The organism is Mycolicibacterium llatzerense (assembly GCF_025331195.1).
Taxonomy (GTDB): Bacteria; Actinomycetota; Actinomycetes; order Mycobacteriales; family Mycobacteriaceae; genus Mycobacterium; species Mycobacterium llatzerense.
Window position 1 is genome coordinate 597029 of the sequence record NZ_LXOV01000001.1, and the last position, 23557, is coordinate 620585.

25 protein-coding genes are annotated in these 23557 nt (G+C 68.3%); 12 read left to right on the forward strand and 13 right to left on the reverse strand.

Translation table 11 applies throughout. The features are described 5' to 3' along the window. Positions 1-76: 76 nt before the first annotated feature. The 4 genes from A7G45_RS03280 (at position 77) to A7G45_RS03295 (ending at position 2652) form a co-directional block, all read left to right on the forward strand. Complete coding sequence (locus A7G45_RS03280) at positions 77-544, forward strand: DUF4395 domain-containing protein (RefSeq protein ID WP_260933629.1); 468 nt, start codon at positions 77-79, stop codon at positions 542-544. 38 nt (positions 545-582) lie between these two features. Beyond that, the gene (locus A7G45_RS03285; protein ID WP_043390397.1) at positions 583-1419 is read left to right on the forward strand and encodes a sulfurtransferase; all 837 of its coding nucleotides are present in this window, start codon (positions 583-585) and stop codon (positions 1417-1419) included. A gap of 1 nt (position 1420) precedes the next feature. Beyond that, a complete protein-coding gene (locus A7G45_RS03290) occupies positions 1421-1723 on the forward strand; it encodes a DUF1416 domain-containing protein (RefSeq protein ID WP_020098804.1) in 303 nt (100 codons plus the stop codon). 287 nt (positions 1724-2010) lie between these two features. Continuing rightward, on the forward strand, positions 2011-2652 hold the full coding sequence (locus A7G45_RS03295) for a heme-binding beta-barrel domain-containing protein (RefSeq protein WP_260937930.1): 642 nt from the start codon (positions 2011-2013) through the stop codon (positions 2650-2652). 268 nt (positions 2653-2920) lie between these two features. On the opposite strand, the gene A7G45_RS03300 is transcribed toward A7G45_RS03295, so the two are convergent. Further along, positions 2921-3724, reverse strand: a complete 804-nt coding sequence (locus tag A7G45_RS03300; RefSeq protein WP_260933650.1) for an aminodeoxychorismate lyase — start codon at positions 3722-3724, stop codon at positions 2921-2923. Positions 3725-3766: 42 nt separating this feature from the next. Between A7G45_RS03300 and ygfZ the strand changes: the two genes are divergently transcribed. After that, positions 3767-4831 (forward strand): CAF17-like 4Fe-4S cluster assembly/insertion protein YgfZ, encoded by a 1065-nt coding sequence (ygfZ, locus tag A7G45_RS03305; protein WP_260933652.1) that lies wholly within the window; start codon positions 3767-3769, stop codon positions 4829-4831. A gap of 16 nt (positions 4832-4847) precedes the next feature. Here ygfZ and A7G45_RS03310 read toward each other — a convergent pair whose 3' ends face one another. The 3 genes from A7G45_RS03310 to A7G45_RS03320 all read right to left on the reverse strand — a co-directional run bounded on the left by A7G45_RS03310 (position 4848) and on the right by A7G45_RS03320 (position 8562). Then, a complete protein-coding gene (locus A7G45_RS03310; RefSeq protein WP_260933655.1) occupies positions 4848-6326 on the reverse strand; it encodes an APC family permease in 1479 nt (492 codons plus the stop codon). 73 nt (positions 6327-6399) lie between these two features. Next, positions 6400-7866, reverse strand: a complete 1467-nt coding sequence (locus A7G45_RS03315; protein ID WP_260933658.1) for an aldehyde dehydrogenase family protein — start codon at positions 7864-7866, stop codon at positions 6400-6402. A gap of 171 nt (positions 7867-8037) precedes the next feature. After that, the gene (locus A7G45_RS03320; protein WP_036419968.1) at positions 8038-8562 is read right to left on the reverse strand and encodes an Lrp/AsnC family transcriptional regulator; all 525 of its coding nucleotides are present in this window, start codon (positions 8560-8562) and stop codon (positions 8038-8040) included. Between the two features lie 288 nt (positions 8563-8850). Between A7G45_RS03320 and A7G45_RS03325 the strand changes: the two genes are divergently transcribed. The 5 genes from A7G45_RS03325 (at position 8851) to A7G45_RS03345 (ending at position 13424) form a co-directional block, all read left to right on the forward strand. Continuing rightward, positions 8851-9726 (forward strand): transketolase, encoded by an 876-nt coding sequence (locus tag A7G45_RS03325; RefSeq protein ID WP_260933667.1) that lies wholly within the window; start codon positions 8851-8853, stop codon positions 9724-9726. Then, positions 9723-10739 carry a transketolase family protein gene (locus A7G45_RS03330; protein ID WP_260933670.1) on the forward strand — a complete coding sequence of 339 codons (1017 nt, stop codon included), beginning with the start codon at positions 9723-9725 and terminating at the stop codon, positions 10737-10739. The genes A7G45_RS03325 and A7G45_RS03330 overlap by 4 nt, the downstream gene beginning before the upstream one ends. Beyond that, on the forward strand, positions 10736-11953 hold the full coding sequence (locus tag A7G45_RS03335; protein ID WP_260933673.1) for an aminotransferase class III-fold pyridoxal phosphate-dependent enzyme: 1218 nt from the start codon (positions 10736-10738) through the stop codon (positions 11951-11953). Before A7G45_RS03330 ends, A7G45_RS03335 begins: the two co-directional genes overlap by 4 nt. Continuing rightward, positions 11950-13071 carry an alcohol dehydrogenase catalytic domain-containing protein gene (locus tag A7G45_RS03340; RefSeq protein ID WP_260933676.1) on the forward strand — a complete coding sequence of 374 codons (1122 nt, stop codon included), beginning with the start codon at positions 11950-11952 and terminating at the stop codon, positions 13069-13071. The genes A7G45_RS03335 and A7G45_RS03340 overlap by 4 nt, the downstream gene beginning before the upstream one ends. 140 nt (positions 13072-13211) lie before the next feature. After that, positions 13212-13424: a DUF3073 domain-containing protein gene (locus A7G45_RS03345; RefSeq protein WP_133762387.1), complete on the forward strand. Its 213-nt coding sequence runs from the start codon at positions 13212-13214 to the stop codon at positions 13422-13424. Positions 13425-13484: 60 nt separating this feature from the next. Here the strand turns inward: A7G45_RS03345 and purM are convergent, their stop codons facing one another. The 3 genes from purM to A7G45_RS03360 all read right to left on the reverse strand — a co-directional run bounded on the left by purM (position 13485) and on the right by A7G45_RS03360 (position 16344). Continuing rightward, positions 13485-14567: a phosphoribosylformylglycinamidine cyclo-ligase gene (purM, locus tag A7G45_RS03350; RefSeq protein WP_260933680.1), complete on the reverse strand. Its 1083-nt coding sequence runs from the start codon at positions 14565-14567 to the stop codon at positions 13485-13487. Between the two features lie 63 nt (positions 14568-14630). After that, positions 14631-16163, reverse strand: a complete 1533-nt coding sequence (gene purF / locus A7G45_RS03355; RefSeq protein WP_260937932.1) for an amidophosphoribosyltransferase — start codon at positions 16161-16163, stop codon at positions 14631-14633. A gap of 40 nt (positions 16164-16203) precedes the next feature. Beyond that, entirely contained in the window at positions 16204-16344 is a 141-nt protein-coding gene (locus A7G45_RS03360) for a hypothetical protein (protein WP_260938198.1), read from the reverse strand. Positions 16345-16370: 26 nt separating this feature from the next. Here A7G45_RS03360 and A7G45_RS03365 point away from each other — a divergent pair, with 26 nt between their 5' ends. Then, positions 16371-17723 carry a DoxX family protein gene (locus A7G45_RS03365; RefSeq protein WP_276554716.1) on the forward strand — a complete coding sequence of 451 codons (1353 nt, stop codon included), beginning with the start codon at positions 16371-16373 and terminating at the stop codon, positions 17721-17723. On the opposite strand, the gene A7G45_RS03370 is transcribed toward A7G45_RS03365, so the two are convergent. The 5 genes from A7G45_RS03370 to A7G45_RS03390 all read right to left on the reverse strand — a co-directional run bounded on the left by A7G45_RS03370 (position 17716) and on the right by A7G45_RS03390 (position 22711). Continuing rightward, a complete protein-coding gene (locus tag A7G45_RS03370) occupies positions 17716-18096 on the reverse strand; it encodes a sterol carrier family protein (RefSeq protein WP_260933686.1) in 381 nt (126 codons plus the stop codon). The two genes, A7G45_RS03365 and A7G45_RS03370, sit on opposite strands and share 8 nt — an antisense overlap. 21 nt (positions 18097-18117) lie before the next feature. Further along, entirely contained in the window at positions 18118-19017 is a 900-nt protein-coding gene (locus tag A7G45_RS03375) for a TIGR03619 family F420-dependent LLM class oxidoreductase (RefSeq protein WP_260933689.1), read from the reverse strand. 11 nt (positions 19018-19028) lie between these two features. Beyond that, the gene (locus A7G45_RS03380) at positions 19029-19844 is read right to left on the reverse strand and encodes an SDR family NAD(P)-dependent oxidoreductase (RefSeq protein ID WP_260933692.1); all 816 of its coding nucleotides are present in this window, start codon (positions 19842-19844) and stop codon (positions 19029-19031) included. A gap of 103 nt (positions 19845-19947) precedes the next feature. After that, on the reverse strand, positions 19948-22236 hold the full coding sequence (gene purL / locus A7G45_RS03385) for a phosphoribosylformylglycinamidine synthase subunit PurL (protein ID WP_260933696.1): 2289 nt from the start codon (positions 22234-22236) through the stop codon (positions 19948-19950). A 52-nt stretch (positions 22237-22288) separates the two neighbouring features. Then, the gene (locus tag A7G45_RS03390; RefSeq protein ID WP_071287789.1) at positions 22289-22711 is read right to left on the reverse strand and encodes a DoxX family protein; all 423 of its coding nucleotides are present in this window, start codon (positions 22709-22711) and stop codon (positions 22289-22291) included. Positions 22712-22847: 136 nt separating this feature from the next. On the opposite strand from A7G45_RS03390, the gene A7G45_RS03395 reads away from it, so the two are divergent. Continuing rightward, positions 22848-23162: a hypothetical protein gene (locus tag A7G45_RS03395; RefSeq protein WP_260933701.1), complete on the forward strand. Its 315-nt coding sequence runs from the start codon at positions 22848-22850 to the stop codon at positions 23160-23162. Between the two features lie 4 nt (positions 23163-23166). Here A7G45_RS03395 and A7G45_RS03400 read toward each other — a convergent pair whose 3' ends face one another. Beyond that, entirely contained in the window at positions 23167-23520 is a 354-nt protein-coding gene (locus tag A7G45_RS03400; RefSeq protein WP_260933703.1) for a VOC family protein, read from the reverse strand. Positions 23521-23557 lie beyond the last annotated feature (37 nt).

Below are 23557 nucleotides of genomic sequence, written 5' to 3' on the forward strand. Positions count from 1 at the left end.
TCCGAGGAGCTTTCCGCGGCGGGCCGCGAATCAGACTCTGCGGCCGCCTCCTTTTACCAACAACAGGAGCTTTCCCATGTCAGACAATTCCATCGAAACCCCGCAGGTCGACGTGCGTGGACCCCGCTTCGCAGCCTGGGTCACCACCGGCGTGCTGATCGCTGCGCTGCTGGTCTCGGCCGCGAGCCCGATCGCCGCAGCCGTGATTCTCGGCACTCAGGCCGTGGTGTTCGCGATCGGTGCGGTCGGCGGACCGCGCAAGCACCCGTACGGCCGCATCTTCGCCACCTTCATCGCGCCGCGGCTGGCACCGGTGACCGAGAAGGAACCGGTCGCGCCGCTGAAGTTCGCCCAGCTCGTCGGGCTGCTGTTCGCCATCGCCGGTACCGTCGGCTTCGCGACGGGCATCACCGCACTCGGCCTGGGTGCCACCGCCTTCGCGCTGATCGCCGCATTCCTCAACGCCGCCTTCGGCATCTGCCTGGGCTGCCAGATCTACCCCCTGGTGGCGCGACTGCGCCGCACGGCGATCCCCGCCACCTGACCCGCTAGAGCTCAAAAGCAACCGAAAGGAATTCGTACATGGCACGTTCCGACGTCCTGGTCTCGACCGAATGGGCCGAGAACAACCTCGACACCGCAGGCGTGGTGTTCGTCGAGGTCGACGAGAACACCAGCGCCTACGACGACGAGGGGCACATCCCCGGCGCCGTCAAGCTGGACTGGCGCGATGATCTGCAGGACTCGGTCAAGCGTGACTTCGTCGACCAGCAGCAGTTCTCGAAGCTGTTGTCCGACAAGGGCATCAGCAACGACGACACCGTCGTCCTGTACGGCGGCAACAACAACTGGTTCGCGGCCTACGCCTACTGGTACTTCAAGCTGTACGGCCATGGCGACGTCAAGCTGCTCGACGGCGGCCGCAAGCGCTGGGAGCTCGATGACCGGCCACTGGTCAAGGACGCGACCGTCCGCGCTGCCACGTCGTACGAGGCCAAGCCGATCGACAACAGCATCCGCGCGTTCCGCGACGAGGTGATCGACGCGATCAACACCAAGAACCTGGTCGACGTGCGTTCCCCCGACGAGTTCTCCGGCAAGATTCTGGCTCCGGCTCACCTCCCGCAGGAGCAGAGCCAGCGCCCCGGCCACGTGCCGAGCGCCATCAACGTGCCGTGGAGCCGGGCCGCCAACGACGACGGCACCTTCAAGTCCGACGAGGAGCTGGCCAAGATCTACGCCGACGCCGGCCTCGACGGCGAGAAGGAGACCATCGCGTACTGCCGCATCGGTGAGCGTTCGTCGCACACCTGGTTCGTGCTGCAGGAATTGCTCGGCCACCGGAATGTAAAGAACTACGACGGCAGTTGGACCGAATACGGCTCCCTGGTGGGTGCCCCGATCGAGTTGGGAAACTGATATGTGCTCTGCACCCAAGCAAGGCCTGACGCTGCCGGCCAGCGTTGATCTGGAGAAGGAAACCGTCATCACCGGCCGCGTCGTCGACGGCTCGGGCCAGCCGGTCGGTGGCGCGTTCGTGCGGCTGCTGGACAGCACCGACGAGTTCACCGCCGAGGTCGTCGCATCGGCCACCGGTGACTTCCGGTTCTTCGCCGCGCCCGGCACCTGGACGCTGCGTGCACTGTCCAAGGTCGGCAACGGCGACGCCGTGGTGGCCCCGACCGGTGCCGGTATCCACGAGGTCGACGTCAAGGTCGCGTAACTCTTTTTGCCGCGAGCGGCCGTGTTTGTACCCCGACATTCCCTGTCCGGACGTACAGATGCGGCCGCTCGTCGCATTTGAGGGACCGGTGCGGCGCACGTCACACCGGCATCGCGAGTAATCTGTCTCCCCGTGGTGCTTTTCTTCGAGATCCTGCTGGTCGTGGCCTCGCTGGCCATCACCTGGTTTGCGCTCTACGCGCTGTACCGACTGATCACCGACGAGTTGTGACGTCCGCCCCGGACCCTGAAAACGGCCCGGGCGATCCGAGCTCCGAGCTCGGCGCACTGGCCAGTTCCGGCGACCGCGCCATCGCCGCGGCAGCCGATCGCGCCAAGGCCACGGCCGCGCGCAACGTGCCAGGGTTCGACGACCTGCCGCTGCCCGCCGATACCGCCAACCTGCGCGAAGGCGCGCACTTCAACGACGCCCTGCTGGCCCTGCTGCCACTGGTCGGCGTCTGGCGCGGCGAGGGCGAAGGCCGCGATGCCGCCGGCGACTACCGGTTCGGCCAGCAGATCATCGTGTCGCACAACGGCAACGACTACCTCAACTGGGATGCCCGCTCGTGGCGGCTTGACGAGAACGGCGAGTACGCCGGTCCGGGTCTGCGCGAGACGGGCTACTGGCGGTTCGTGAACGACCCGACCGATCCGCATGGACAGGACGAGTCGCAGGCCATCGAGCTGCTGCTCGCGCATTCGGCCGGCTACGTCGAGCTGTTCTACGGTGGCCCGCTGAACCAGTCCTCCTGGGAACTGGCGACCGATGCCCTGGCCCGCAGCAAGTCGGGCGTTCTGGTCGGCGGCGCGAAGAGGCTCTACGGGATCATCGAGAACGGCGACCTGGCCTACGTCGAAGAGCGCGTGGACGCCGACGGCGGCTTGACCCCGCACCTCTCCGCGCGCCTGGCACGTTTCGTCGGCTGACCCTCCAGCGGCGCAGCCAGCTCACAGCTGACCCCGGACATGAGGCGACCCCCGAGCCAAGGTTCCTGGTTGGACAAGACCGGGAGGCTCGGGGGCCGGGTGGCTGCGGGATTTCGCGAGTGCGCTCGGACGAAATACCCGGCGCTACTAGCGGGCAGCCACCTCACATGTCCTCAAAGTTTCAATCAATTTGTCGGACCACCTCCTTCCCTGTGTACGTGCGACCGTACTCCCAGGTCCGAGCCCCGACAACCGATTTTTCTCGGGCTCAGAACTGCCCGTCGATCAGCTCGGCGACCACCGACTCGAACGGCGATGCCGCCAATGCGCGCCCATTCAAGGTATGCACCCGCGCCGCCAGCGTGATCGCCGATAGCAGCCAAACACCTTGTGCGGCAAGCAAATCCGACACCTCCACCCGCCGGTACACGCACTCGACACCCCGCGCCTCGGCGGCCGCGAACAGCGCGCGCTGCGTGGTCGACGGCAGGATCGACGACGCATCCGGCGTCACCAGAACCGGCTCGCCGCCGGAGCCGGAGACCGCCAGCACGACGGCGGACCGCGGCCCTTCGAGCACCGCGCCCGTGGCATCGACGAACACCGCGTCGCCCGCGCCGGCCCGTTCGGCATGCCGCAGCGCGGCCACATTCGCCGCATAGGACAAGGATTTCGCGGCGGCCAGCGGCCAGTGCGGCCGCACCAGCGTCACCGCTGTCACACCCTCCCGGCGGGCCGCCGCGACGCGATCCGGCACTTCGGAGATCAGCACGAAGGCCACCACACCGTCGACACCGCGTCCGAGCACCAGCCGCAGCACCGCGTCCGCTTCGGGCCACTGACCGACCGCCGCCGACACAGCCGCCCGCCATCGGACAGCATCGGGACCCGGCAGGCCTGCCAGCGCAGCCGACGCCGTCAACCGCGCCAGATGCTCGTCGAGCAGGAAGACGACGCCGCCACGCACCAACGCCGTCTCGAAGACACCGTCACCGCGGGAGAACACCGGATCGTCGACGCAAACCGAGGCCCGGCAGCCGTCGACCGGGACGACGAGCGGCGGCGGGGTCATGGGCAAAAGGCTAGTCGGGGCCGCACTCACTAGGCTCGAAGGATGAGCGCTGTTCCTGCCCCCGAATCCGGACCCGACGCCGGCGCCGTCTGGCACTACGGCGACCCACTCGGGGAGCAGCGCAGTGCAGCGGTCGACGCCATCATTGTGGACCGCGGCCACCGCGCGACCATCGAACTCACCGGCCCCGAACGACAGACTTGGCTGCACACCATCTCCAGCCAGCACGTCAGCGCCCAGCCGGAGGGGTCCGTCGTGCAGAACCTCAGCCTGGATCTGCAGGGCCGCGTCGAGGACCACTGGTTGCAGACCGAACTCGGCGGCGTCACCACGCTCGACACCGAGTCGTGGCGCGGGCAGCCGCTCGCCGACTTCCTGCGCAAGATGGTGTTCTGGTCCAAGGTCGAGGTGAACCCCGCCGACCTCGCGGTGCTGTCGCTGCTCGGGCCTGCCGTCAACGCACTCGACCTGCCGACCCCGGACGCCGAGTGGACCGCGGCCCCGCTGCCCGAGGGCGGTTTCGTACGCCGTGTCGGGCCGCAGGAGATCGATCTGGTGGTGCCGCGGGCCGATGCCCCGGCGTGGCGGCAACGGCTGCTGGATGCCGGCGTCCGGCCCGCAGGGCTGTGGGCCTACGAAGCTCTTCGCGTGGCGGCTCTGCGGCCGCGGCTGGGTGTCGACACCGACGAGCGGACCATCCCACACGAGGTCGGCTGGATCGGCGGGCCGGGCGTCGGCGCCGTGCATCTCGACAAGGGCTGCTACCGCGGCCAGGAGACCGTCGCGCGGGTGCACAATCTGGGCAAGCCGCCCCGCATGCTGGTCCTGCTGCACCTGGACGGCGGCGACGACCGTCCCGCGACGGGTGATCCGGTGCTCGCCGGCGGGCGGACGATCGGTCGCCTTGGCACCGTCGCGGACCATGTCGATCTCGGCCCGATCGCGCTGGCGCTGCTCAAGCGCGGCGTACCTGCGGACACCGAGCTGACCACCGGCGGAGAGTCCGAGGTGCCCGCCGCGATCGACGCGGATTCGCTGCCGGACGCGGACCAGACCGCTGGTGCGGGCCGGGCGGCGGTGGACCGGCTGCGCGGCGGCGCCCGCTAGGGCCTCGCTCTGGGTCCTAGCTGTCCTGTACCAGCGCCTGATAGCGGTCCGGGTGGCGCCGCCTGACCCGTTCGGCGACGACGATGCCTGCGATGAAGATCGCCGCGATGAGCCCGCCGAGCACCACCGCGGTGGTGGTACTGCCGACCAGCAGCGAGAAGTTGCCGATCACCAGCAGCAGAATCGCGGTGAGTGCGACGAAGGACAGACCGGGAGCGATGACGGTGTGCCACACGCCGGCGCCGTGCTGCCGGGTCCGGAAGAAGACGATCACCGCCAGGCTGGTCATCGCCATCAGAGCGATGAGGCCCAGCGTCGAGGCGCCCGAGAACCACATGTAGGTCTGGGTGATCGGGTCCCAGCCGATCAGCGCGACGGCCACCATGGCGGCCAGCGAGATCACCGTGAAGACCAGAGACGACCGGGACGGGGTGCGGTGCCGCTCGTCGATCTCGGCGAGCGCCACGGGCAGTAGTCCCTTCGTGGCCAACGTGAACTGGTAGCGGGTGATGACGTTGTGGAACGACAGCACGCAGGCGAAGAAGCTGGTCACCAGCAGCACCTGGATGACGTCGGTCAGGATCGGTGAGACGTAGGTGCTGGCCAGGTTCTGCACGACGTTCTCGGGCTCGGCGGTGGCCACTTTGACGGCGCGGTCGACGCCCAGCCCCTCGACCACCGCCCAGGCCGCGAGGGCATAGAACAGGCCGATGAAGACGACCGCCGTGTACGTCGCCCGCGGAATGGTGCGGTCGGGGTCCCTGGCCTCGTTGCGGAACACTGCCGTGGCTTCGAAGCCGATGAAGCAGAAGAACGCGAACATCAACCCGAGACTCGGTGCGCCAGTGGCGAATTCGGACGGCGACAGCGGTGCCAGGCTCAGCCCGCCCTCACCGCCGGCCCAGCCGGCCCCGCCGACTCTGATGACGCCGGCGTCGACGAAGACGACGGCCAGCGTCTCGGCGATGAGCAGTACGCCGAGCACCTTCGAGCTGAGCTCGATGTCGCGGTAGCCGAGGACGCCGACCAGACACACCCAGCCGATCGCGCTGGCCCACCAGGGAATTCCGATGTGCACCGCGGTCAACAACTTCGACGTGGCGACACCGAGGTAGGTGTACAGCCCGATGAGCATCACCCCGTAGGACCCCAGCGCCAATGCCGCCGCTCCCACCCCGACGTGACGTCCCAGACCGCGCTGAATGTACGAGTAGAACGCGCCGGCGTTGGGCACGTACCTGCTCATCGCCGTGAAGCCGACCGAGAACAGCGCCAGGATCGCCATCGCGATGAGGAAGAACTGCGGGGCGGCGGCACTGCCGCTCACCGAGATGATGATCGGGACACTTGCGGTCACGACGGCCAGCGGGGCAGCCGCGGCCACCACCATGAACACGATCGATCCCGCGCCCAGCCCGCGCTGCAGCATGGTGTGTGCCCTGGGTGGCTCTGCCGCCAGGGTCGTCGCGGGTTCGGATTGTGGAGTGTTGATCATTGATTTTCGGCTTTCTGACGACGCTGTCGGGTGAATTCAGGGCAGACGGGTCCGGGGGTGCACCGGTCTCTGATCAGTCGGCGAGCACGCCCCGCAGCACGATGCTCTTGACCTGCGTGAATTCGTCGAGCGTGTAGGCGACACCCTCACGTCCCAAACCGCTCTTCTTGTAGCCACCGAACGCGGCCACGTCAGGCCGGTAGGTATTGCCGCCGTTGACCGAGACGATGCCGGCCTTGATGCGCCGTCCGGCTCTGATGGCCTGCGTGACGTCGTTGGTGAAAACCGCTGCGTTGAGACCGAATTGGGAGGCGTTGGCGATTTCGATGGCCTGGTCGAGATCGTCGACGGCGAGCACCGAGAACACCGGCCCGAAGATCTCTTCGTCGGTGGCGATGCCGACTCGGGTGTCGATCTCCAGCAGGGTGGGGTCGATGAAGGCGCCGCGCCGGGTGCCACCGACCAGCACGCGCGCGCCCTGCTCGACCGCCGTGTGGATCTGCCGCTCGACGGTTCTGGCCGCCTCGACGCTGATCAGCGGACCGACATCGGTGGTTTCGCAGCGCTGGTCGCCGACCCGCAGCGCCGCGACGCGCTCGCGGAGGCGGTCCAGGAACTCCTGATATCGCGTGCGGACCACCATGATGCGTTTGGTGGCCACGCACACCTGCCCGTTGGCGTAGGTGCGCCCGGCGACGGCATGGTCGACGGCCGTGTCGAGGTCGGCGTCGTCGCAGACGATGAAGGCGTCGTTGCCGCTGAGTTCGAGGAAGACGCGCACGACGTTGCGGCCGGCGTTGGCGGCGATGACGGCGCCGACCGCGGTGCTGCCGGTGAACGTGACCGCGGCGATGTCGGGGCTACCGGACAGATGGGCGCCGACCACATGGCCGTATCCGGTGACCAATTGCAGTGCGGCACCGGGGACTCCGGCGTTGTGCAGGATCTCGGTGAGCATGACGGTCACGATCGGATCGTCCTCCGGCGGCTTGACGATCATGGCGTTCCCCGCGGCGAGCGCGGCGCCCACCTTGTGGGCGTACAGCTCGGCCGGGAAGTTGAACGGGACGATGCCCACCATCACGCCGAGCGGTTCACGCACGGTGAGCATGAGGTCCGACTGCAGCCCGTCCTGAATGTCCAGCGGGATGGTCTGCCCGAACAGGCGCAGGGACTCCTCGGCGAAACCGTCGAAGATGCGGGCGGTGGTGTCGATCTCCATCCTGGCGTCCGCGATGGTCTTGCCATTCTCCGCCGACAGCATCGCGCTCAGTTCCGCGCGCGCGGCCCGGATCTGCGCCGCCGCCGCCCTGAGAATCTCCGCTCTGCGGAAAGCCGGTGTCGCCGACCAGGTTTCGGCGCCGTCCACGGCTGCATCCAGCGCGTCCTGCGCGTCAGCGACGGTGCCGGCGGGCACGGTGCCGATGAGGTGGCCGTCGAACTTGTCGCGGATTTCGATGACCTCGCCGGAGGCGCTGTCCCGCGCGTGACCGCCGATCGACATGCGGTGTTTGACGAGCAGTTCCATCGGTGCGGTCATCGTCGAAGTCCTCTCGGGGCGGGTCACTGGCACAAGACGCTGCCTATGATGCAGACCACATTTGGGGCCTCGAGAGAATTCCGAACATCGTGCGCCAGGTGGTCCGGAAGTTTCGCTGTCTTTCGAAGCAAGCCCGGCCCATGGGGGTGACCGCCGAAATTTCTTCGGTATTTACCGGATCGGCCGACGCATCTCGTCGTACCCGCTGACGTATTCCATGTGCTGCACCCCGATGTAGTGGTCGAACATGATGCTGGTGGTGGTGGCCGCGACCGGCCCGGAACTGAGCTTGGTGGCGACGAAGTCGCGCAGCTGACTAGTCGAGGTGCAGGCCACGTGAATCAGGAAATCGTCGGGGCCGCCCATGTGAAACACGTTGAGCACCTGGGGAAACCGGATCACGCGACTGGCGTAGCTCTTCACCTGATCGCGCGCCGACGCAGGCAGCCGAACGAAAACGATTGCCTGCACCGGGAATCCGAGCGCCTCGTAGTCCACGAAGGCGTTGATCGACCGGATCACCCCGAGCTGTTCCAACCGCTTGATCCGGGCGTGGCACGTCGACGGTGCGATGCCTGCCTTGCGTGCCAACTCGTTGTTGGTCCGCCGACCGTTGGTGGTCAATTCCCAGAGCAACAACTCGTCGATCTCATCGGTCTTGACCTCGCCCACCCGGTCGTCTTCATACCGCTGCATCTGAACCTCCTCGTCGAACAGCCTGAATCCGCAGCGGCCGCGCCCGCGTTCGGTCGGCACATCTTTCGGACCAACTCGGACAATACGTACCTGCGACGAAAAAAGTGTCTTGTTCGTCCGGATTTCCGAACATAATTCGGTTCTACACCTCTGCCTGCGAAATATCTCCCACCATAGCGTGAGGCCGACCACGTCCGGAGCTGCGATCAGCGCCACACCCTTTGCGCCACAGCACCTTTGGTACATCGCGGTCGGTACGCCACCCGACACACTGCAAGGGAGCAGCAGATGATTCCACCTACGGGAACACCCGAACGCGCCGCCGCGCTGCAGCGGCTCACCGACCGGGCGATGTTCATCCGGCTCGAGACCGTGCGACTGTCCCGGATCGCTGGCGCGGGCCACTACACGTCGTCCTTCTCGGCGGCCGAGCTGTTCGCGGCCCTGTACTACTCGGTGCTGAAATACCGCCCGGCAGAACCGAAATGGGCCGACCGGGACCGCTTCGTGCTGAGCAAGGGCCACGCCGCCATCGGCCTGTACCCGGTGCTGGCCGACGTCGGCTTCTTCCCGCCGTCCGCACTCGACGACTACACGCGGCTGGGCAGCCCGTTCGGCGACCACCCGGACATGAAGAAAATCCCGGGCATCGATTTCAGCTCGGGCTCGCTCGGCCACGGTCTCTCGGTCGCCGTCGGCATGGCCTTCGCCGGCCGCGTCGGCAATCGCCCGTACCGCACGTTCTGCATGCTGGGTGACGGCGAGCTGCACGAGGGCCAGATCTGGGAGGCGGCCAACGCCGCCGGGCACTATCGCCTCGGCCGGCTGGTCGCCATCGTCGACCGCAACCAGCTGTGCATCGACGGCTTCACCGACGACGTGATGAGCGTCGAGCCGATCGAGGGCCGGTTCGCGGCGTTCGGCTGGCAGACCCACCGCGTCGACGGGCACGACCCCGCCGCGCTGCTGGACCTGTTCGAGGCCCTGCCCGACGAACCCGACGGGCCACCACAACTCATCGTGGCCGACACGGTCAAGGGCCGTGGCGTGCAACTCATGGAATACAACCCCGATTGGCACGTCGGCAACCTCGTCGGTGCCGACTACGACGACGTGATCGCGGAACTGCAGGCCGGCCTGCGTCCGCTGGAGGCAGCGAAATGACCGAAACCCAGGACCAGGCAGAGATTTTCGGCGGCGGTGCCACCGAACTGCGCGACAAGCGCTCGTTCGACGGCAGCGACGTCAGTTCGATCCCCGCGTTCGTGTTCGGCGAGGAACTGGCCGACCTGGCCGACATCGACCCGCGCGTCGTCGTGCTGACGGCCGATCTGGCGAGCGCCAACCGGGCCACCGATTTCGCGGAGCGCCACCCGGACCGGTTCTTCAACATGGGGATCGCGGAGAAGGGCATGATCACATCCGCGGCCGGCATGGCCTCGTGCGGCTACGTCCCGTTCGCGGCGACGTTCGCGTCGTTCTCCGCACTGCTGTGCGCCGAGCAGATCCGCACCGACTGCGCCTATCCCCGGATGCCCGTGCGGATCGTCGGGCACCACTCCGGCATGTCCATGGGGTTCTACGGCACCAGCCATCACGCCCTGGAAGACCTCGGCGTGCTGCGCACCTTCGCCGAGCTGACGGTCGTCTGCGCGACCGATGCCAACCATCTGCGCGCGATCCTGCGGGCGTCCGTCGACCATCCGGGCGCGATGTACATCCGGCTGGGCCGCGGCCGCGACCCCGAGGTCTATCCGACGGTGCCCGACCTGACCTTCGGCAAGGCCATCCGGCTGCGGGAGGGCCTCGATCTCACCATCGTCGCCACCGGCAGCGAGGTCCATCCGGCCCTGGAAGCCGCGGCCATCCTGGCCGACGAGGGCGTCAGCGTGCGCGTCGTCGATATGCACACCGTCGCGCCGCTCGACATCGACGAGGTGCTGGCCGCCGCGCGCGACACCGGCGCCATCCTCACCGTCGAGGAGCACAACGTCACCAACGGCCTCGGGAGCGCGGTCGCCGAAGCGCTCTTCCTGCATGGCGCGCCCGCGGTGCGGTTCGCCAAACACGGTGTGCCCGACGAGTACATCCCGGTCGGTCCGCCGGCGGCGCTGTACGCCAAGTACCGGCTGGACGCACCCGGCGTCGCGGCAGTGGCCAGGGAGCTCCTGCGATGATCGATCACAACGACACCGGGCTGACCAAACGGGCCCAGCTCGTCGTCCCCGGTGGCATGTACGGGCACATGAACGTGCGGTCGTTCTCGGCCACCCTGCCGCAGTACATGGCGTCCGGAGACGGCTGCCGGATCACCGACACCGACGGCAACACCTACCTGGACTTCATGTGCGGCTGGGGCCCGGTGGTGCTCGGTCACCGCAATCCCGTTGTGCAACAAGCGGTTGCGGAGCAGATCGCCAAGGGCGACTGCCTCAACGGGGCGGCACCGGTGATGGTGGAACTGGCCGAGCTGCTCGTCGACACCGTGGCCCACGCCGACTGGGCGATGCTGGCCAAGAACGGCACCGACGCCACCACCGCGTGCGTCACCATCGCGCGCGCAGCCACCGGGCGGCGCAAGGTGCTCCTCGCCCATGGGGCCTATCACGGTGCGGTGCCGTGGTGCACCCCGGTCACGGCGGGAGTGACGCCAGAGGATCGGGCGCATCTCGACTACTTCGAGTACAACGACCTCGACTCGCTCCGTGCTGCGGCCGAGCGGGCCGGCGACGATCTGGCGGCCGTCATCGTCTGCCCGTTCCGCCACGACGTGTTCCGCGATCAGGAACTCGCCGACCCGCTGTTCGCCAGGGGGTTGCGCGAGCTGTGCGACCGCACCGGCGCCGCGCTGATCCTCGACGACGTCCGGTGCGGCTTCCGGCTGGATCTGGCGGGCAGCTGGGAGCCGCTGGGGGTACGCCCCGATCTGTCCGCGTGGTCCAAGGCCATCGCGAACGGCTACGCGCTGGCGGCGGTGACAGGCACCGAAGCTCTGCGGGGCGCGGCGGACACGATCTATGCCACGGGATCGTTCTGGTTCTCCGCGGTGTCGATGGCGGCCGCACTGGCGACCATCCGGGAGTTGCGCGACACCGACGCGATGCGGCGCATGCGCGACTCCGGTCACCGCCTGCGCGACGGTCTGGCCGCCCAGGCCGCCGCGCACGGCTTCGAGGTCGTGCAGACCGGACCGGTGCAGATGCCCCTGCTGAGGTTCGCCGGAGACGACGACTTCAGCCAGACCCGGTTGTGGTGTGACGAAGTCGGCGCCCGCGGTGTCTACCTGCACCCGTCCCACAACTGGTTCCTCAGCGCGGCCCACACCGCGGCGGACATCGACGACGCCCTCGATCGCACCGACGACGCCTTCGCCGCATTGGCCCGGCGATGAAGATCGTCGGCGCGGTCCTGGAGGAGTCGGGGCGGGCGCGGCCGTACGCGCGCTCGCGGCCGATCACCGTCACGGAGGTGGAGCTGGCCGATCCGGGTCCGACCGAGTTGCTGGTCAGGATCGAGGCGGCCGGGGTCTGTCACTCCGACCTCAGCGTGGTCGACGGCAACCGGCCGCGCCCGACGCCGATGCTGTTGGGGCACGAGGCCGCCGGTGTGGTCGTCGGGGTCGGTGACGCCGTCGGCGACATCGACCCCGGGCAGCGGGTGGTGATGTCGTTCCTGCCCCGCTGCGGCCAGTGCCCCGACTGCGGCGAGGGCGGCCGGCTGCCGTGTTCGATCGGATCAGCGGCGAACACGGCAGGCTCGCTGCTGGGCGGCCGTCGCCTCAGCGTGGCCGGACGCCCGGTGCACCACCATCTCGGCGTCTCCGGTTTCGCCACACACGCCGTGGTGGACCGGGCCTCCGCCGCGCCCGTCGGGCCGGATATCCCGCCCGACGTCGCCGCGATGCTGGGGTGCGCGGTACTCACCGGAGGCGGCGCCGTGCTCAACGTCGCCAATCCCGCACCGACCGACAGCCTCATGGTGGTCGGGCTCGGCGGGGTCGGTATGGCCGCCGTCATCACTGCTCGGGCATTGGGCGTCGCGCGCGTCATCGCGGTCGACACCGCCGTGGACAAGCTCGGCCAGGCCGCCGCACTGGGTGCGACGGAGACCTACACCGCAGCTCAGGTGGCCGAACTCGGCATCAAAGCCCGGCACGTCATCGAATGCGCCGGACACCCGCGGGCGTTCGAGACCGCATTCGGTGCGACGGCCCCGGGCGGCAGCACGATCACTGTGGGCCTACCGGCGGCCGCGGCGCTGGCCGCGATCTCTCCGCTGACGGTCACCGCCGAGGCCAGGACGGTCGTCGGCAGTTATCTGGGTTCGTCGATACCGGCCCGCGACATCCCCACGTACGCACAGCTGTGGCGCGAGGGGAAGCTGCCCGTCGAGAAACTCATCTCGGCGCGGATCCGGCTCGATCAGATAAACGAGGCGATGGATCGACTGGCCGATGGTCAGGCCATCCGCCAGGTCATCCTGTTCGATCAGGCCGCAGCGCTGCACTGATTCGCCTCCGACGCCCGGGGAGGGTGGCCTGCCAGCATGAGACCGCCGGGCACGGTAAGCTAGCGGCAGGACAATAAACACACTCAGATCGGAGCCGCCTGCACATCGGGCCGCTCCGTTATTGCGCGAGGGGGTCCCCCATGGGCCGCGGCCGGGCAAAGGCAAAGCAGACCAAGGTTGCTCGAGACCTAAAGTACAGCTCACCGCAGACTGATTTCGGTCGGTTGCAACGGGAGCTGTCGAACGACACCGTTGGTTACAGCACCAGTGCCATCGATAACGACCTGGACGACGACTCGGGCGACGAGCCCGCCGGTCGCTGGGCCGTACCCGAAGACGACTGGCGTCACTAGACCCCACGTGCGGCCCTGAGATCAGGGCCGCAGGCCCAGCCCCGCGCATGACTCGTCTGGTCAGAAGCGCGGGTGCTGGCCCACCAACTCGGCGCGAACGCTGCTCTTGCCACCCTTGTTCACGGTGCCCAGAGTCCAGCAGTCCAGGTGCCGGGCAGTCAGAATCGCCAGTGCGCGGTCGGTGTCCTCCGGCGCGACGACGGCGACCATGCCGACTCCCATGTTGAACGTCTTCTCCATTTCGGCACGCTCCACGCGGCCGCGCTGAGCGATCATCTGGAACACCGGTGCCGGCGTCCAGGTGCCGCGGTCCAGCTCTGCGGTCAGGCCGTGCGGGATGACGCGTTCCAGGTTGCCTGCCAGCCCACCACCGGTGACGTGGCAGAAGGTGCTCACCTTGGTCTCGGCGGCCAGCGCCAGGCAGTCCTTGGCGTAGATCCTCGTCGGCTCCAGCAGTTCCTCGCCGAGCGTGCGGCCGAACTCCTCGACGTGCGCGGTCAGGTTCATCCGGTCGATGTCGAGCAGTACCTTGCGCGCCAGCGAGTAGCCGTTGGAGTGCAGGCCGGTCGCGGCCATGGCGATGATCACGTCACCCGGCTTGACCCGCTCGGGGCCCAGCAGGTCGTCGGCCTCGACGACACCGACGCCGGTGGCGGAGATGTCGTAGTGGTCCGGCTCCATGAGGCCCGGGTGCTCGGCGGTCTCGCCGCCCAGCAGCGCACAGCCGGCCTGCACACAGCCCTCGGCGATGCCCGAGACGATCTCGGCCACCCGCTCGGGCACGGTGCGGCCCACGGCGATGTAGTCCTGCAGGAACAGCGGCTCGGCACCGCACACCACGAGGTCGTCGACGACCATCGCGACGAGGTCGATGCCGACGGTGTCGTGCTTGTCCATGGCCTGGGCCACGGCGAGTTTGGTGCCCACACCGTCGGTCGACGAGGCCAACAGTGGCTCGCGGTACCCGGCTTTCAGGCCGAACAGGCCGGCAAAACCTCCGAGGCCGCCCCGGACCTCGGGTCGGGTGGCGCGCTTGGCGTGGGGCTTGAACAATTCGACGGCGCGATCGCCTGCCTCGATGTCAACCCCCGCCGAAGCGTAGGAGGCGCCAATCGATTCAGCTCGCTCATCCTGGCTAGTCATCGGCCCCAAGGCTACCGGTCGCACCCTTGCCGATGCACGTCGCGCCCGGGTGACGGCCGCCGGTCAGGGACGACGCAGGGCTGAGGCGTTGTCGTTGTCGACGGTCAGCGGCAGTCCGGTGCGGGCCGCGGACGCCAGCATGTGCTCGACGACGTTCTTGCCGAGGGCAGCTTCACCGGGCAGTTCGATCGGGTAGTCGCCGTCGAAGCAGGCGCTGCACAGCCGGGTGGCGGGCTGCTCGGTGGCGGCGATCATGCCCTGCTTGGAGATGTAGCCCAGGGAGTCGGCGCCGATCGCGTGCCGGACGGCCTCGAGCATCTCGGGTTCGCTCGCCTCGGTGCTCTTGGCGTTGGCGATCAGCTCGGCCGGGGTGGCGAAGTCGATGCCGTAGAAGCACGGCCACTTCACCGGCGGCGATGCGATGCGCACGTGCACCTCGACGGCGCCGGCCTCGCGCAGCATGCGGACCAGGGCGCGCTGGGTGTTGCCGCGGACGATCGAGTCGTCGACGACGATCAGCCGCTTGCCGCGGATGACTTCCTTCAGCGGGTTGAGCTTGAGCCGGATACCGAGCTGGCGGATGGTCTGCGATGGCTGGATGAAGGTGCGCCCGACGTAGGCGTTCTTCATCAGGCCCTGACCGAACGGGATGCCCGAGCCCTGCGCGTAGCCGACAGCCGCGGGTACGCCGGATTCCGGGACCCCGATGACCAGGTCGGCGTCGACGGGCTTCTCCTGGGACAGCCGGCGGCCGATCTCGACGCGTGCCGCGTGGACCGAGCGGCCGGCGATGGTGCTGTCCGGGCGGGCCAGGTAGACGTACTCGAAGACGCAGCTCTTGGGCTCGGGGTTGGCGAACCGGGTGGAGCGCACGCCGTCGGCGTCGATGGCCAGCAGTTCACCGGGCTCGATGTCCCGGACGAACGAGGCGCCGACGATGTCCAGCGCGGCGGTCTCGGAGGCGACGACCCAGCCGCGGTCCAGCCGGCCGAGGGACAGCGGACGCACGCCGTGCGGGTCGCGTGCGGCGTACAGCGTGTTCTCGTCCATGAAGGTCAGACAGAACGCACCGCGGACCGTGGGCAGCAGTTCCAGCGCGGACTGTTCCAGGGTCGAGTCGGCGGCGCCGTGGGCCAGCAGGGCGCCCAGGATGTCGGAGTCGGTGGTGGCGGCGACGTGGCCACGCGAGTTGATCAGCCCGGCTGCGCGGGCCCGGGTGGCCAGTTCGGCGGTGTTGACCAGGTTGCCGTTGTGGCCCAGCGCGACGCCGGTGCCGGCAGCGGTGTTGCGGAACACCGGCTGCGCGTTCTCCCACGTGGTGGAGCCGGTGGTCGAGTAGCGACAGTGCCCGACGGCGACGTGGCCGTGCATGGCGGCCAGGGTCTGCTCGTCGAAGACCTGGCTCACCAGACCGAGGTCCTTGAACACCAGGATTTGAGATCCGTCGGCGACGGCGATGCCTGCCGCTTCCTGCCCTCTGTGCTGCAGCGCATAAAGGCCGTAGTACGTGAGCTTTGCCACATCCTCGCCAGGGGCCCAGACCCCGAATACGCCGCATTCCTCGCGTGGCTCGTTCTCGGTCTGTTCGGTCACAATAGGGCTGCTCCCAGGGAGGCGGTTGGTGACACGTATGAGTCTACGGTCCAGCCGGCCGGTAAACGGAATCGAATTGCCGGTCCGCCTTCGCGTCCCGCTCCACCGGCGCACCGGTCGGGCTCAACTCCGGCTCGGCTGCCGCGCCGCGGCGGGCTTCACGCATGGCCGTCAGCCGCCTCATCAGCCCACTTCAGTCCAGCTGTTTATATGGATTTCATGGCCAGTCAATATTCCGGGAACACCGGTACCGCGCTTGTAGATTCGGCCGCCACGGAGCTGACCCGGCCATGGTCCACAGTGACGAAGATCGCATTCAGGTTTTGTTTTCTGTACTTCGGCCTGTTCTGTGTGCTGTTCGCGCAGATCCTCTTCGCCTTCTTCGGGATCGTGGGCGAGTGGCTGCCGAAGCTTGCCGTCATGTGGCAGATGGCCGTGCTTGGACCGCCACTGAAATGGGTCGGCCGCGAGGTCTTCGGTGTCGAGGCGGTACTGCACCAGGACTCCGGCAGCGGCGATCAGACCGTGGTCTGGGTGATGGTGTTCAGTCTGGTGGTTGTCGCGGTCGTCGGGACCGCGGTGTGGACCCTGGTCGACCGACTGCGGCCCGACTACGAGCGGCTGTCAGCGTGGTTCCTGACGTTCCTGCGGTTGTGCGTCGCCGGCCAGATGCTGTTCTACGGGTTCGCCAAACTGGTGCCCACCCAGATGCCGTCGCCGCCGCCGAGCGCGTTGCTGCGGTCCTACGGGGACTTCAGCCCGGCGTCGGTGCTGTGGCTGCAGGTGGGCAGCTCCCATCCGTACGAGATGGTGCTCGGTGCCGTCGAGGTGCTGGCCGGGTTGCTGATGTTCCTGCCGCGCACCGCGACCCTGGGGACGCTGCTCGGGCTGGCCAGCATGGCTCAGGTGTTCTTGTTGAACATGACCTTCGATGTGCCGGTCAAGATCCTGTCCGGGCATCTGCTGCTGATGAGCCTGGTGTTGCTCGCCCCGCAGCTGGGCCGGCTGACGAACATGTTTGTCCTGCAACGCCCGTCGGAGCCGGTGAGCCAGCCCGCGCTGTTCAGCTCGGAGCGGGCCAATCGGCGAGCCGCCACCGCGCAGGCCGTGCTGGGTCTGTGGGTGATGGTCGGCTGCATCTTCGGCAGCTGGCAGGCGTGGCACGCCTACGGCGGTGGCAAGGCCAAGCCTGAGCTGTACGGCATCTGGTCGGTCCGGGAGTTCAGTGTGGACGGCAAGCCGGTGCCGCCCCTGGCGACCGATCAGACCCGTTGGCAACGCCTGGTTTTCGAGAAGGACGGCGCACTGACGTACCAGCGGATGAACGGCGAGCTGGTGGACGCCGCAGCCACCGTCAGTTCCGACACCATCAGGGCGACGGAACCCGGCGGTGCCACGCTGGCCGACCTGAAGGTGTCACGCCCGTCAGCCAAGCAACTGCGGCTGACCGGCACGCTGCAGGGCCGCCCCGTGCTGATCGACCTGGATCAGGTTGACCTCGACCAGTTCACCCTGCGCAACCGGGGTTTTCACTGGGTCCAGGAGTACCCGTTCTTCAAGTGAGCGCCACCAGCGGCAACCAGTCGGCGATCTCCGCAGCCCTCGATCCGGACATCTGCAAGCCGGCGGCGTCGGCCACCGTGCACAGCCCGGTGGCCAGCAGCAACCAGGTGCGCGGGTCGGTCTCGACCACGTTGGGCGGGTTGCCGCGGGTGTGACTCAGCCCCGAAATGCACTGCACCGCAACGAAAGGCGGGACGCGTACCTCGACGCTGGCCCCGGGCGCGACGGCCGCCAGGGTGCGCGCCGTCAACCGGACAGCGTCCGCGATCGCGGCCCGCGGGGGCGCTTCGGTTTGCTCGTCGCGCAGCCAGTCGGCGACCAGCAACACCGCTGCCCGGGTCTTGGCCGGGTCGGTCTTATGGCGTGCGGGCATGCCTCATGGTCTCAAATGCCGCTAGCCGAACTCGGCGCGGAAGGCCGCGACGAGTTCCGGTAGCGCAGCGGTGGCGACGGCCGGATCGGGATCGAGTGCCTGCAGCGCGACGCTCACGTCGGTGACGCCGACGCGCACCTGAGCGGCCGCGCCGGCCATCGTGGCCGGCAGATCGATGGTGCCCGACGCGGCGCGCTGCACACTGAGCCGACCACGGACCAGCAGGCCGGCGGGGTCTCGGCCGGCTTCGTCGAAGGCCTTGCGCAACACCGTGATCCCGTGGGAGAGGTCGTCGTCGCCGGCACCCATGATGGGAATCCAGCCGTCGCCCCAACTGGTCAGCCGGTGCACCACAGCCTTCGACAGCGTCCCCGATACCCAGACGGGGACGTGCCGCCGCGGCGAGCAGTACGCGTCACTGAACGCGATGCCTGGCCGGTCGACGGCGGCCGGCGCGTTCCGCCACAGCGCGTGACACACCGCGAGCGCGTCATCGAGCAACGGTCCGCGGTTGGCGAAATCCAGTCCGGCGGCCTCGTATTCCTTTTCCTGCCAACCGGTTCCGACGCCCAGGTCCAGTCGGCCGCCGGACAGCAGATCCAGGGTGGCTGCTGTCTTGGCCAGCACCGCACCACCGCGCAGCGCGGCGATCACGATGCCGGTGCCCAGCCGGATTCGCCGCGTCTGTCCCGCCAGCACGGCGAGCACCGTGAGCGGTTCCAGCCAGGGCGCGTCGGGCTCGGTTGGGAACGATCCCCAGGTGTATGCGGATGAGTCGGGACCCATCACCACGTGGTCGGTGACGATCAGCCGGTCGACGCCGGCTTCATCGGCCGCGCGGCACACCGCGATCAGCTGCCCGAAATCGTCACCGGCGAGCAGGCTGCCGAAGTTCGGCACGTTGAGACTGAGAGTTGGCATTTCGGTCCTGTTCAGGGATTGCGCGCTCGATTGGTCCAGCCGCCTGATGCCCGCGGCACCCAGCCGCCGGCGCAATGGGTACCGCCATCGACGTGGATGGTGCCGCCAGTGACGAAGCGGGACAGGTCAGATGCGAGAAAGAGGGCGACGCCGGCGACGTCGGACGGCTGCCCGGGCCCACCCAGCGGGGACCAGTTGGGCCACAGTGCCTGATCCTCGTCGGGCACCAGCTCCGCGTAGGGCACCTGCACCGACTCGATCAGATCGGGCGCGATCGCGTTGACCCGCACGCCGGACGGCCCGACCTCGGCGGCCAGGGAGCGAGTGAACTGGGTGAGCGCGGCCTTGTAGGCCGAGTACACCGCGTGCCCGGGCATGGCCCGGTGCGCTTCGACGGTGGTGATGTTGATGACCGAGCCGGCACCGCGTTCGGTCATGCCCGGCAACAACGCATGGGTGAACCGCAGCGCGTGGCCCAGGTTGACGTCGTGCAGCTCTGGCCACAGGTCCGGCTGGTTGTCGGCGAACCGGTGCGGCGGCCGCAGAAAGTGCCCGACGTTGTTGACCAGGATGTCGGGTTCATGCTCGACGAGCACCGCGGGCACCGGCAGTGCACGCACGTCGCATTCGATCGCCGTGATCGAACCGCCTGCACCGGAATCGAATTCGAGCCGAGGCAGCGGGTCCAGGTCAGCGACGAGGACGTGTGCACCGTGAGTCGCGAAGGCCCGCACGATGGCCGCGCCGATGCCGGCAGCACCGCCGGTCACCACCGCGCGCCGGCCCGACAACAGCGCACCTGGCGGTACGTCGGCGTGAGTACGCATGACTACAAACTAGGTAGCCCGGCACCGTCATCGTCGGCACATTCCCGCAGAGCGGCGATTTGTGCACGTTTTTCCGCGGTTGGCGCGGAAAAACGTGCACAGATCACTCGTGGGAGAAGAGGGCGGGCAGCACGCTCTCGGAGGTGCGCCGCAGCTCGTCCAGCGTGACGCTGAACTGGCCCTGCACCTCGACCGAGTCGCTGCCCGGGTCCACCACACCGATGCGGACAGCCGGCAGCTCGCGGGCCTCGCACATGGCCAGGAAGCGGCTCTCCTCGGTGCGCGGCACCGCGACCAGCACGCGGCCGGCCGACTCGGAGAACAGCTGCACGAACGCATCCGAGTTCTCGGGAAGCAGGACCCGGCAACCGGTTTCGCCCGCCAGGGCAGCCTCGACGACCGCCTGGATCAGCCCGCCCTCGGACAGGTCGTGCGCGGCCGAGATCAGGCCGTCGCGCGAACCTGCGGTCAGCACCTCGGACAGCAGCTGCTCGCGCGCCAGGTCCACCCTGGGCGGCACGCCACCGAGGTGGTCGCCGGTGACCTGGGCCCAGACAGAGCCGTCGAACTCGTCGTGGGTGTCGCCAAGCAGGATCAGCGTCTCGCCCGGCTCCAGGCCGATGCCGGTCGGAATGCGGCGGTGCACGTCGTCGATGACGCCGAGCACGCCCACCACCGGGGTCGGCAGGATCGCGGTGGATCCGGTCTGGTTGTAGAAGCTGACGTTGCCGCCGGTGACCGGAATGCCAAGGGCCGCACAGCCGTCCGCGAGGCCGCGCACGGCCTGCGAGAACTGCCACATGACGCCCGGGTCCTCCGGCGAACCGAAGTTGAGGCAGTTGGTGACGGCGACCGGGGTGGCGCCGGTGACGGCGACGTTGCGGAAAGCCTCGGCCAGCGCCAGCTGCGCGCCGGTGTACGGGTCCAGCTGGGTGTAGCGGCCCGACGCGTCGGTCGATACCGCGATACCGCGGCCGGTGGCCTCGTCGATGCGCAGCACGCCGCCATCGGCGTGCTCGGCCAGCACGGTGTTGCCGCGCACGTAGCGGTCGTACTGCTCGGTGATGAACGCCCGGCTGCACAGGTGCGGGCTGCCGATGAGCTGCAGCAGGGTGGCGCGCAGCTCGTCACCGGTCTTCGGCCGGGTCAGCTTGGCGGAGGTGTCCGCGATCAGCGCGTCCTGGGTGTCGGGACGCTGGACGGGCCGGTTGTACACCGGGCCCTCGTGCGCGACGGTGCGCGGCGGCACGTCGACGACGGTCTCGCCGTGCCAGCTGATCTTCAGCCGGTCCCCGTCGGTGACCTCACCGATGACGGTGGCCAGCACGTCCCACTTGCGGCAGACGGCCATGAACGCGTCGACGTTCTCCGGGGTCACGACCGCGCACATGCGCTCCTGCGACTCGCTGGAGAGCACCTCGGCGGGGGTCATGCCCGTCGCGCGCAGCGGCACCTGGTCCAGATCGATGTGCATGCCACCGTCGCCGGCGGACGCCAGTTCCGAAGTGGCGCAGGACAATCCAGCACCGCCGAGGTCCTGGATGCCGACCACGAGGTGTGCGGCGTACAGCTCGAGGCAGCACTCGATGAGCACCTTCTCGGTGAACGGGTCGCCCACCTGAACGCTCGGCAGCTTCTTGCGGCCGGCGCCGGACTCGTCGCCGGAGAAGGTGTCCGAGGCCAGCACCGACACACCGCCGATGCCGTCCAGACCCGTGCGGGCACCGAACAGGATGATCTTGTTGCCGGTACCCGAGGCGAAGGCCAGGTGCAGGTCCTCGACGCGCAGCGCGCCGACGCACAGGGCGTTCACCAGCGGGTTGCCCGCGTAGGACGGGTCGAAGATGGTCTCGCCGCCGATGTTCGGCAGGCCGAGCGAGTTGCCGTAGCCACCGACGCCGCGGACGACGCCGTCGAGCACGCGGCGGGTGTCGGGTGCGTCGGCCGCGCCGAAGCGCAGCTGGTCCATCACCGCGACCGGGCGGGCGCCCATGGCCATGATGTCGCGGACGATGCCGCCGACGCCCGTGGCCGCGCCCTGGTAGGGCTCGACGTACGACGGGTGGTTGTGCGACTCGACCTTGAAGGTGACGGCCCAGCCGTCGCCGATGTCGACGACGCCCGCGTTCTCGCCGATACCGGCCAGCATGCCGGCGCGCATCTCGTCGGTGGTGGTCTCGCCGAAGTAGCGCAGATGCACCTTCGAGGACTTGTAGGAGCAGTGCTCACTCCACATCACCGAGTACATCGCCAGCTCGGCGTCGGTGGGCCGACGGCCGAGGATCTCGCGGATGCGCTGGTACTCGTCATCCTTGAGACCGAGCTCGCGATACGGCTGCGGCTGATCGGGCGTGGTAGTCGCGTTATTGACGGTATCGACCGAGGACGTCACGCCGATGAGTCTATCGTTGCCGATCGCGCCCGCCCGCCACGGCGAATGCCGGCTACTCGGTCCCGCCGATCAGCACCTTGAGCAATGCGGGACGCCGCAGAATGAGCGCGCCCCAGATCAGCAGGCCGAAGGCCACCGCGAAGACCACCGGGAACCAGGCCTGCTCGTGCAGATCGATGGTCACCGCACCGCCGAGATAGGCCGTCAGCCCGACCGCGCCCAGCACTGCCGTGCGGGGGATCGCCCACGCGATGACGCAGGCCAGCAGCACCCATCCGATGAGATACGTCTGATAGGGCGGGAAGCCGAGTCCCTCGGTCGCGGTGCGCGCGAACTCCACCCCGAGAATCTTCGGGATGGCATCGGCCAGCAGGAACAGCAGGAGGAAGGCGCTCAGCGCAAGGCCGACCTTCTCCGGTGTGGTGCGGCCGGCGAACGCGGACCGTGATTTCGATACATCCTTGGCGCCGGTCATGGCGGACTCCATTCTCGATCGGTGTTTCAACACTATGTCGACTGTCGCGGGCACGGAGACTCATCGCGACCGCACTCACAGCCGGCAGCTAAGTAGCGCCAACGCCGGGCTTATCCAGCGGATTTAGCGTGGCCGAATGAGACTCCAACTCGGTATCAACCGAGCCACGATCGCGGTGTTTGCCGTGGTCGCGGCCTTGGTGTGTATCTGTGCCGGCGCGATCGTCGTCGCGTCCAAGGCGTGGCATGCCGCGTCTGAGCCGTATGTGTCGACCAGCGTCCAACTGGTCGACGACAGCGAAGACCAGACCCAACAACAGCTGAACGACGAGCAGGCGATGATCGCGTCAGAGCAGCAAGCCGAACAGCAGAACGAACTGGCCCAGCAGGAGGCCCAACAGGCCGAGCAGCAGGGCCAGCTGGTCGAGCAGCAGGTGCAGGCGGGTCAGTAAGCCGTCAGGCCGCGCCGGCGATGCAGAAGGCGTTGCCTTCCGGATCGGCCAGCACCACCCAGCGGGCCACCTCGCCGAACGCGTGCCGCTCGGTCTCGCTCGCGCCGGCAGCCTTGAGCCGCTCGATCTCGGGCTCGATGTCGCCCTCGAGATGGAAGTCCAGGTGCAGCCGGTTCTTGCCGGGCGTCGGATCGTCGACCTGCTGGAAGCCCAGGTTCGGGCCTTCGGCGAAGTTGACGACGAAGAACTCCCCCGGCATCAGCGTGTGCACCTTGCCGCCGAACTGCGCGGCCCACCAGTCGGCCAGGACCTGCGCGTCGGTGCAGTCGAACGTGACCATCTCCACTTTGAGTGCCATGGTCGCGACTCTAGGTCAGGCCGGCGACAGGAACGCC

Coding starts and splice junctions, on each gene's coding strand:
- A7G45_RS03280 (WP_260933629.1), top strand. CDS start 77: ATGTCAGACAATTCCATCGAAACCCCGCAGGTCGACGTGCGTGGACCC.
- A7G45_RS03285 (WP_043390397.1), top strand. CDS start 583: ATGGCACGTTCCGACGTCCTGGTCTCGACCGAATGGGCCGAGAACAAC.
- A7G45_RS03290 (WP_020098804.1), top strand. CDS start 1,421: ATGTGCTCTGCACCCAAGCAAGGCCTGACGCTGCCGGCCAGCGTTGAT.
- A7G45_RS03300 (WP_260933650.1), bottom strand. CDS start 3,724: ATGACCCCGCCGCCGCTCGTCGTCCCGGTCGACGGCTGCCGGGCCTCG.
- ygfZ (WP_260933652.1), top strand. CDS start 3,767: ATGAGCGCTGTTCCTGCCCCCGAATCCGGACCCGACGCCGGCGCCGTC.
- A7G45_RS03310 (WP_260933655.1), bottom strand. CDS start 6,326: ATGATCAACACTCCACAATCCGAACCCGCGACGACCCTGGCGGCAGAG.
- A7G45_RS03315 (WP_260933658.1), bottom strand. CDS start 7,866: ATGACCGCACCGATGGAACTGCTCGTCAAACACCGCATGTCGATCGGC.
- A7G45_RS03320 (WP_036419968.1), bottom strand. CDS start 8,562: ATGCAGCGGTATGAAGACGACCGGGTGGGCGAGGTCAAGACCGATGAG.
- A7G45_RS03325 (WP_260933667.1), top strand. CDS start 8,851: ATGATTCCACCTACGGGAACACCCGAACGCGCCGCCGCGCTGCAGCGG.
- A7G45_RS03330 (WP_260933670.1), top strand. CDS start 9,723: ATGACCGAAACCCAGGACCAGGCAGAGATTTTCGGCGGCGGTGCCACC.
- A7G45_RS03335 (WP_260933673.1), top strand. CDS start 10,736: ATGATCGATCACAACGACACCGGGCTGACCAAACGGGCCCAGCTCGTC.
- A7G45_RS03340 (WP_260933676.1), top strand. CDS start 11,950: ATGAAGATCGTCGGCGCGGTCCTGGAGGAGTCGGGGCGGGCGCGGCCG.
- A7G45_RS03345 (WP_133762387.1), top strand. CDS start 13,212: ATGGGCCGCGGCCGGGCAAAGGCAAAGCAGACCAAGGTTGCTCGAGAC.
- purM (WP_260933680.1), bottom strand. CDS start 14,567: ATGACTAGCCAGGATGAGCGAGCTGAATCGATTGGCGCCTCCTACGCT.
- A7G45_RS03360 (WP_260938198.1), bottom strand. CDS start 16,344: ATGAGGCGGCTGACGGCCATGCGTGAAGCCCGCCGCGGCGCGGCAGCC.
- A7G45_RS03365 (WP_276554716.1), top strand. CDS start 16,371: ATGGATTTCATGGCCAGTCAATATTCCGGGAACACCGGTACCGCGCTT.
- A7G45_RS03370 (WP_260933686.1), bottom strand. CDS start 18,096: ATGCCCGCACGCCATAAGACCGACCCGGCCAAGACCCGGGCAGCGGTG.
- A7G45_RS03375 (WP_260933689.1), bottom strand. CDS start 19,017: ATGCCAACTCTCAGTCTCAACGTGCCGAACTTCGGCAGCCTGCTCGCC.
- A7G45_RS03380 (WP_260933692.1), bottom strand. CDS start 19,844: ATGCGTACTCACGCCGACGTACCGCCAGGTGCGCTGTTGTCGGGCCGG.
- A7G45_RS03390 (WP_071287789.1), bottom strand. CDS start 22,711: ATGACCGGCGCCAAGGATGTATCGAAATCACGGTCCGCGTTCGCCGGC.
- A7G45_RS03395 (WP_260933701.1), top strand. CDS start 22,848: ATGAGACTCCAACTCGGTATCAACCGAGCCACGATCGCGGTGTTTGCC.
- A7G45_RS03400 (WP_260933703.1), bottom strand. CDS start 23,520: ATGGCACTCAAAGTGGAGATGGTCACGTTCGACTGCACCGACGCGCAG.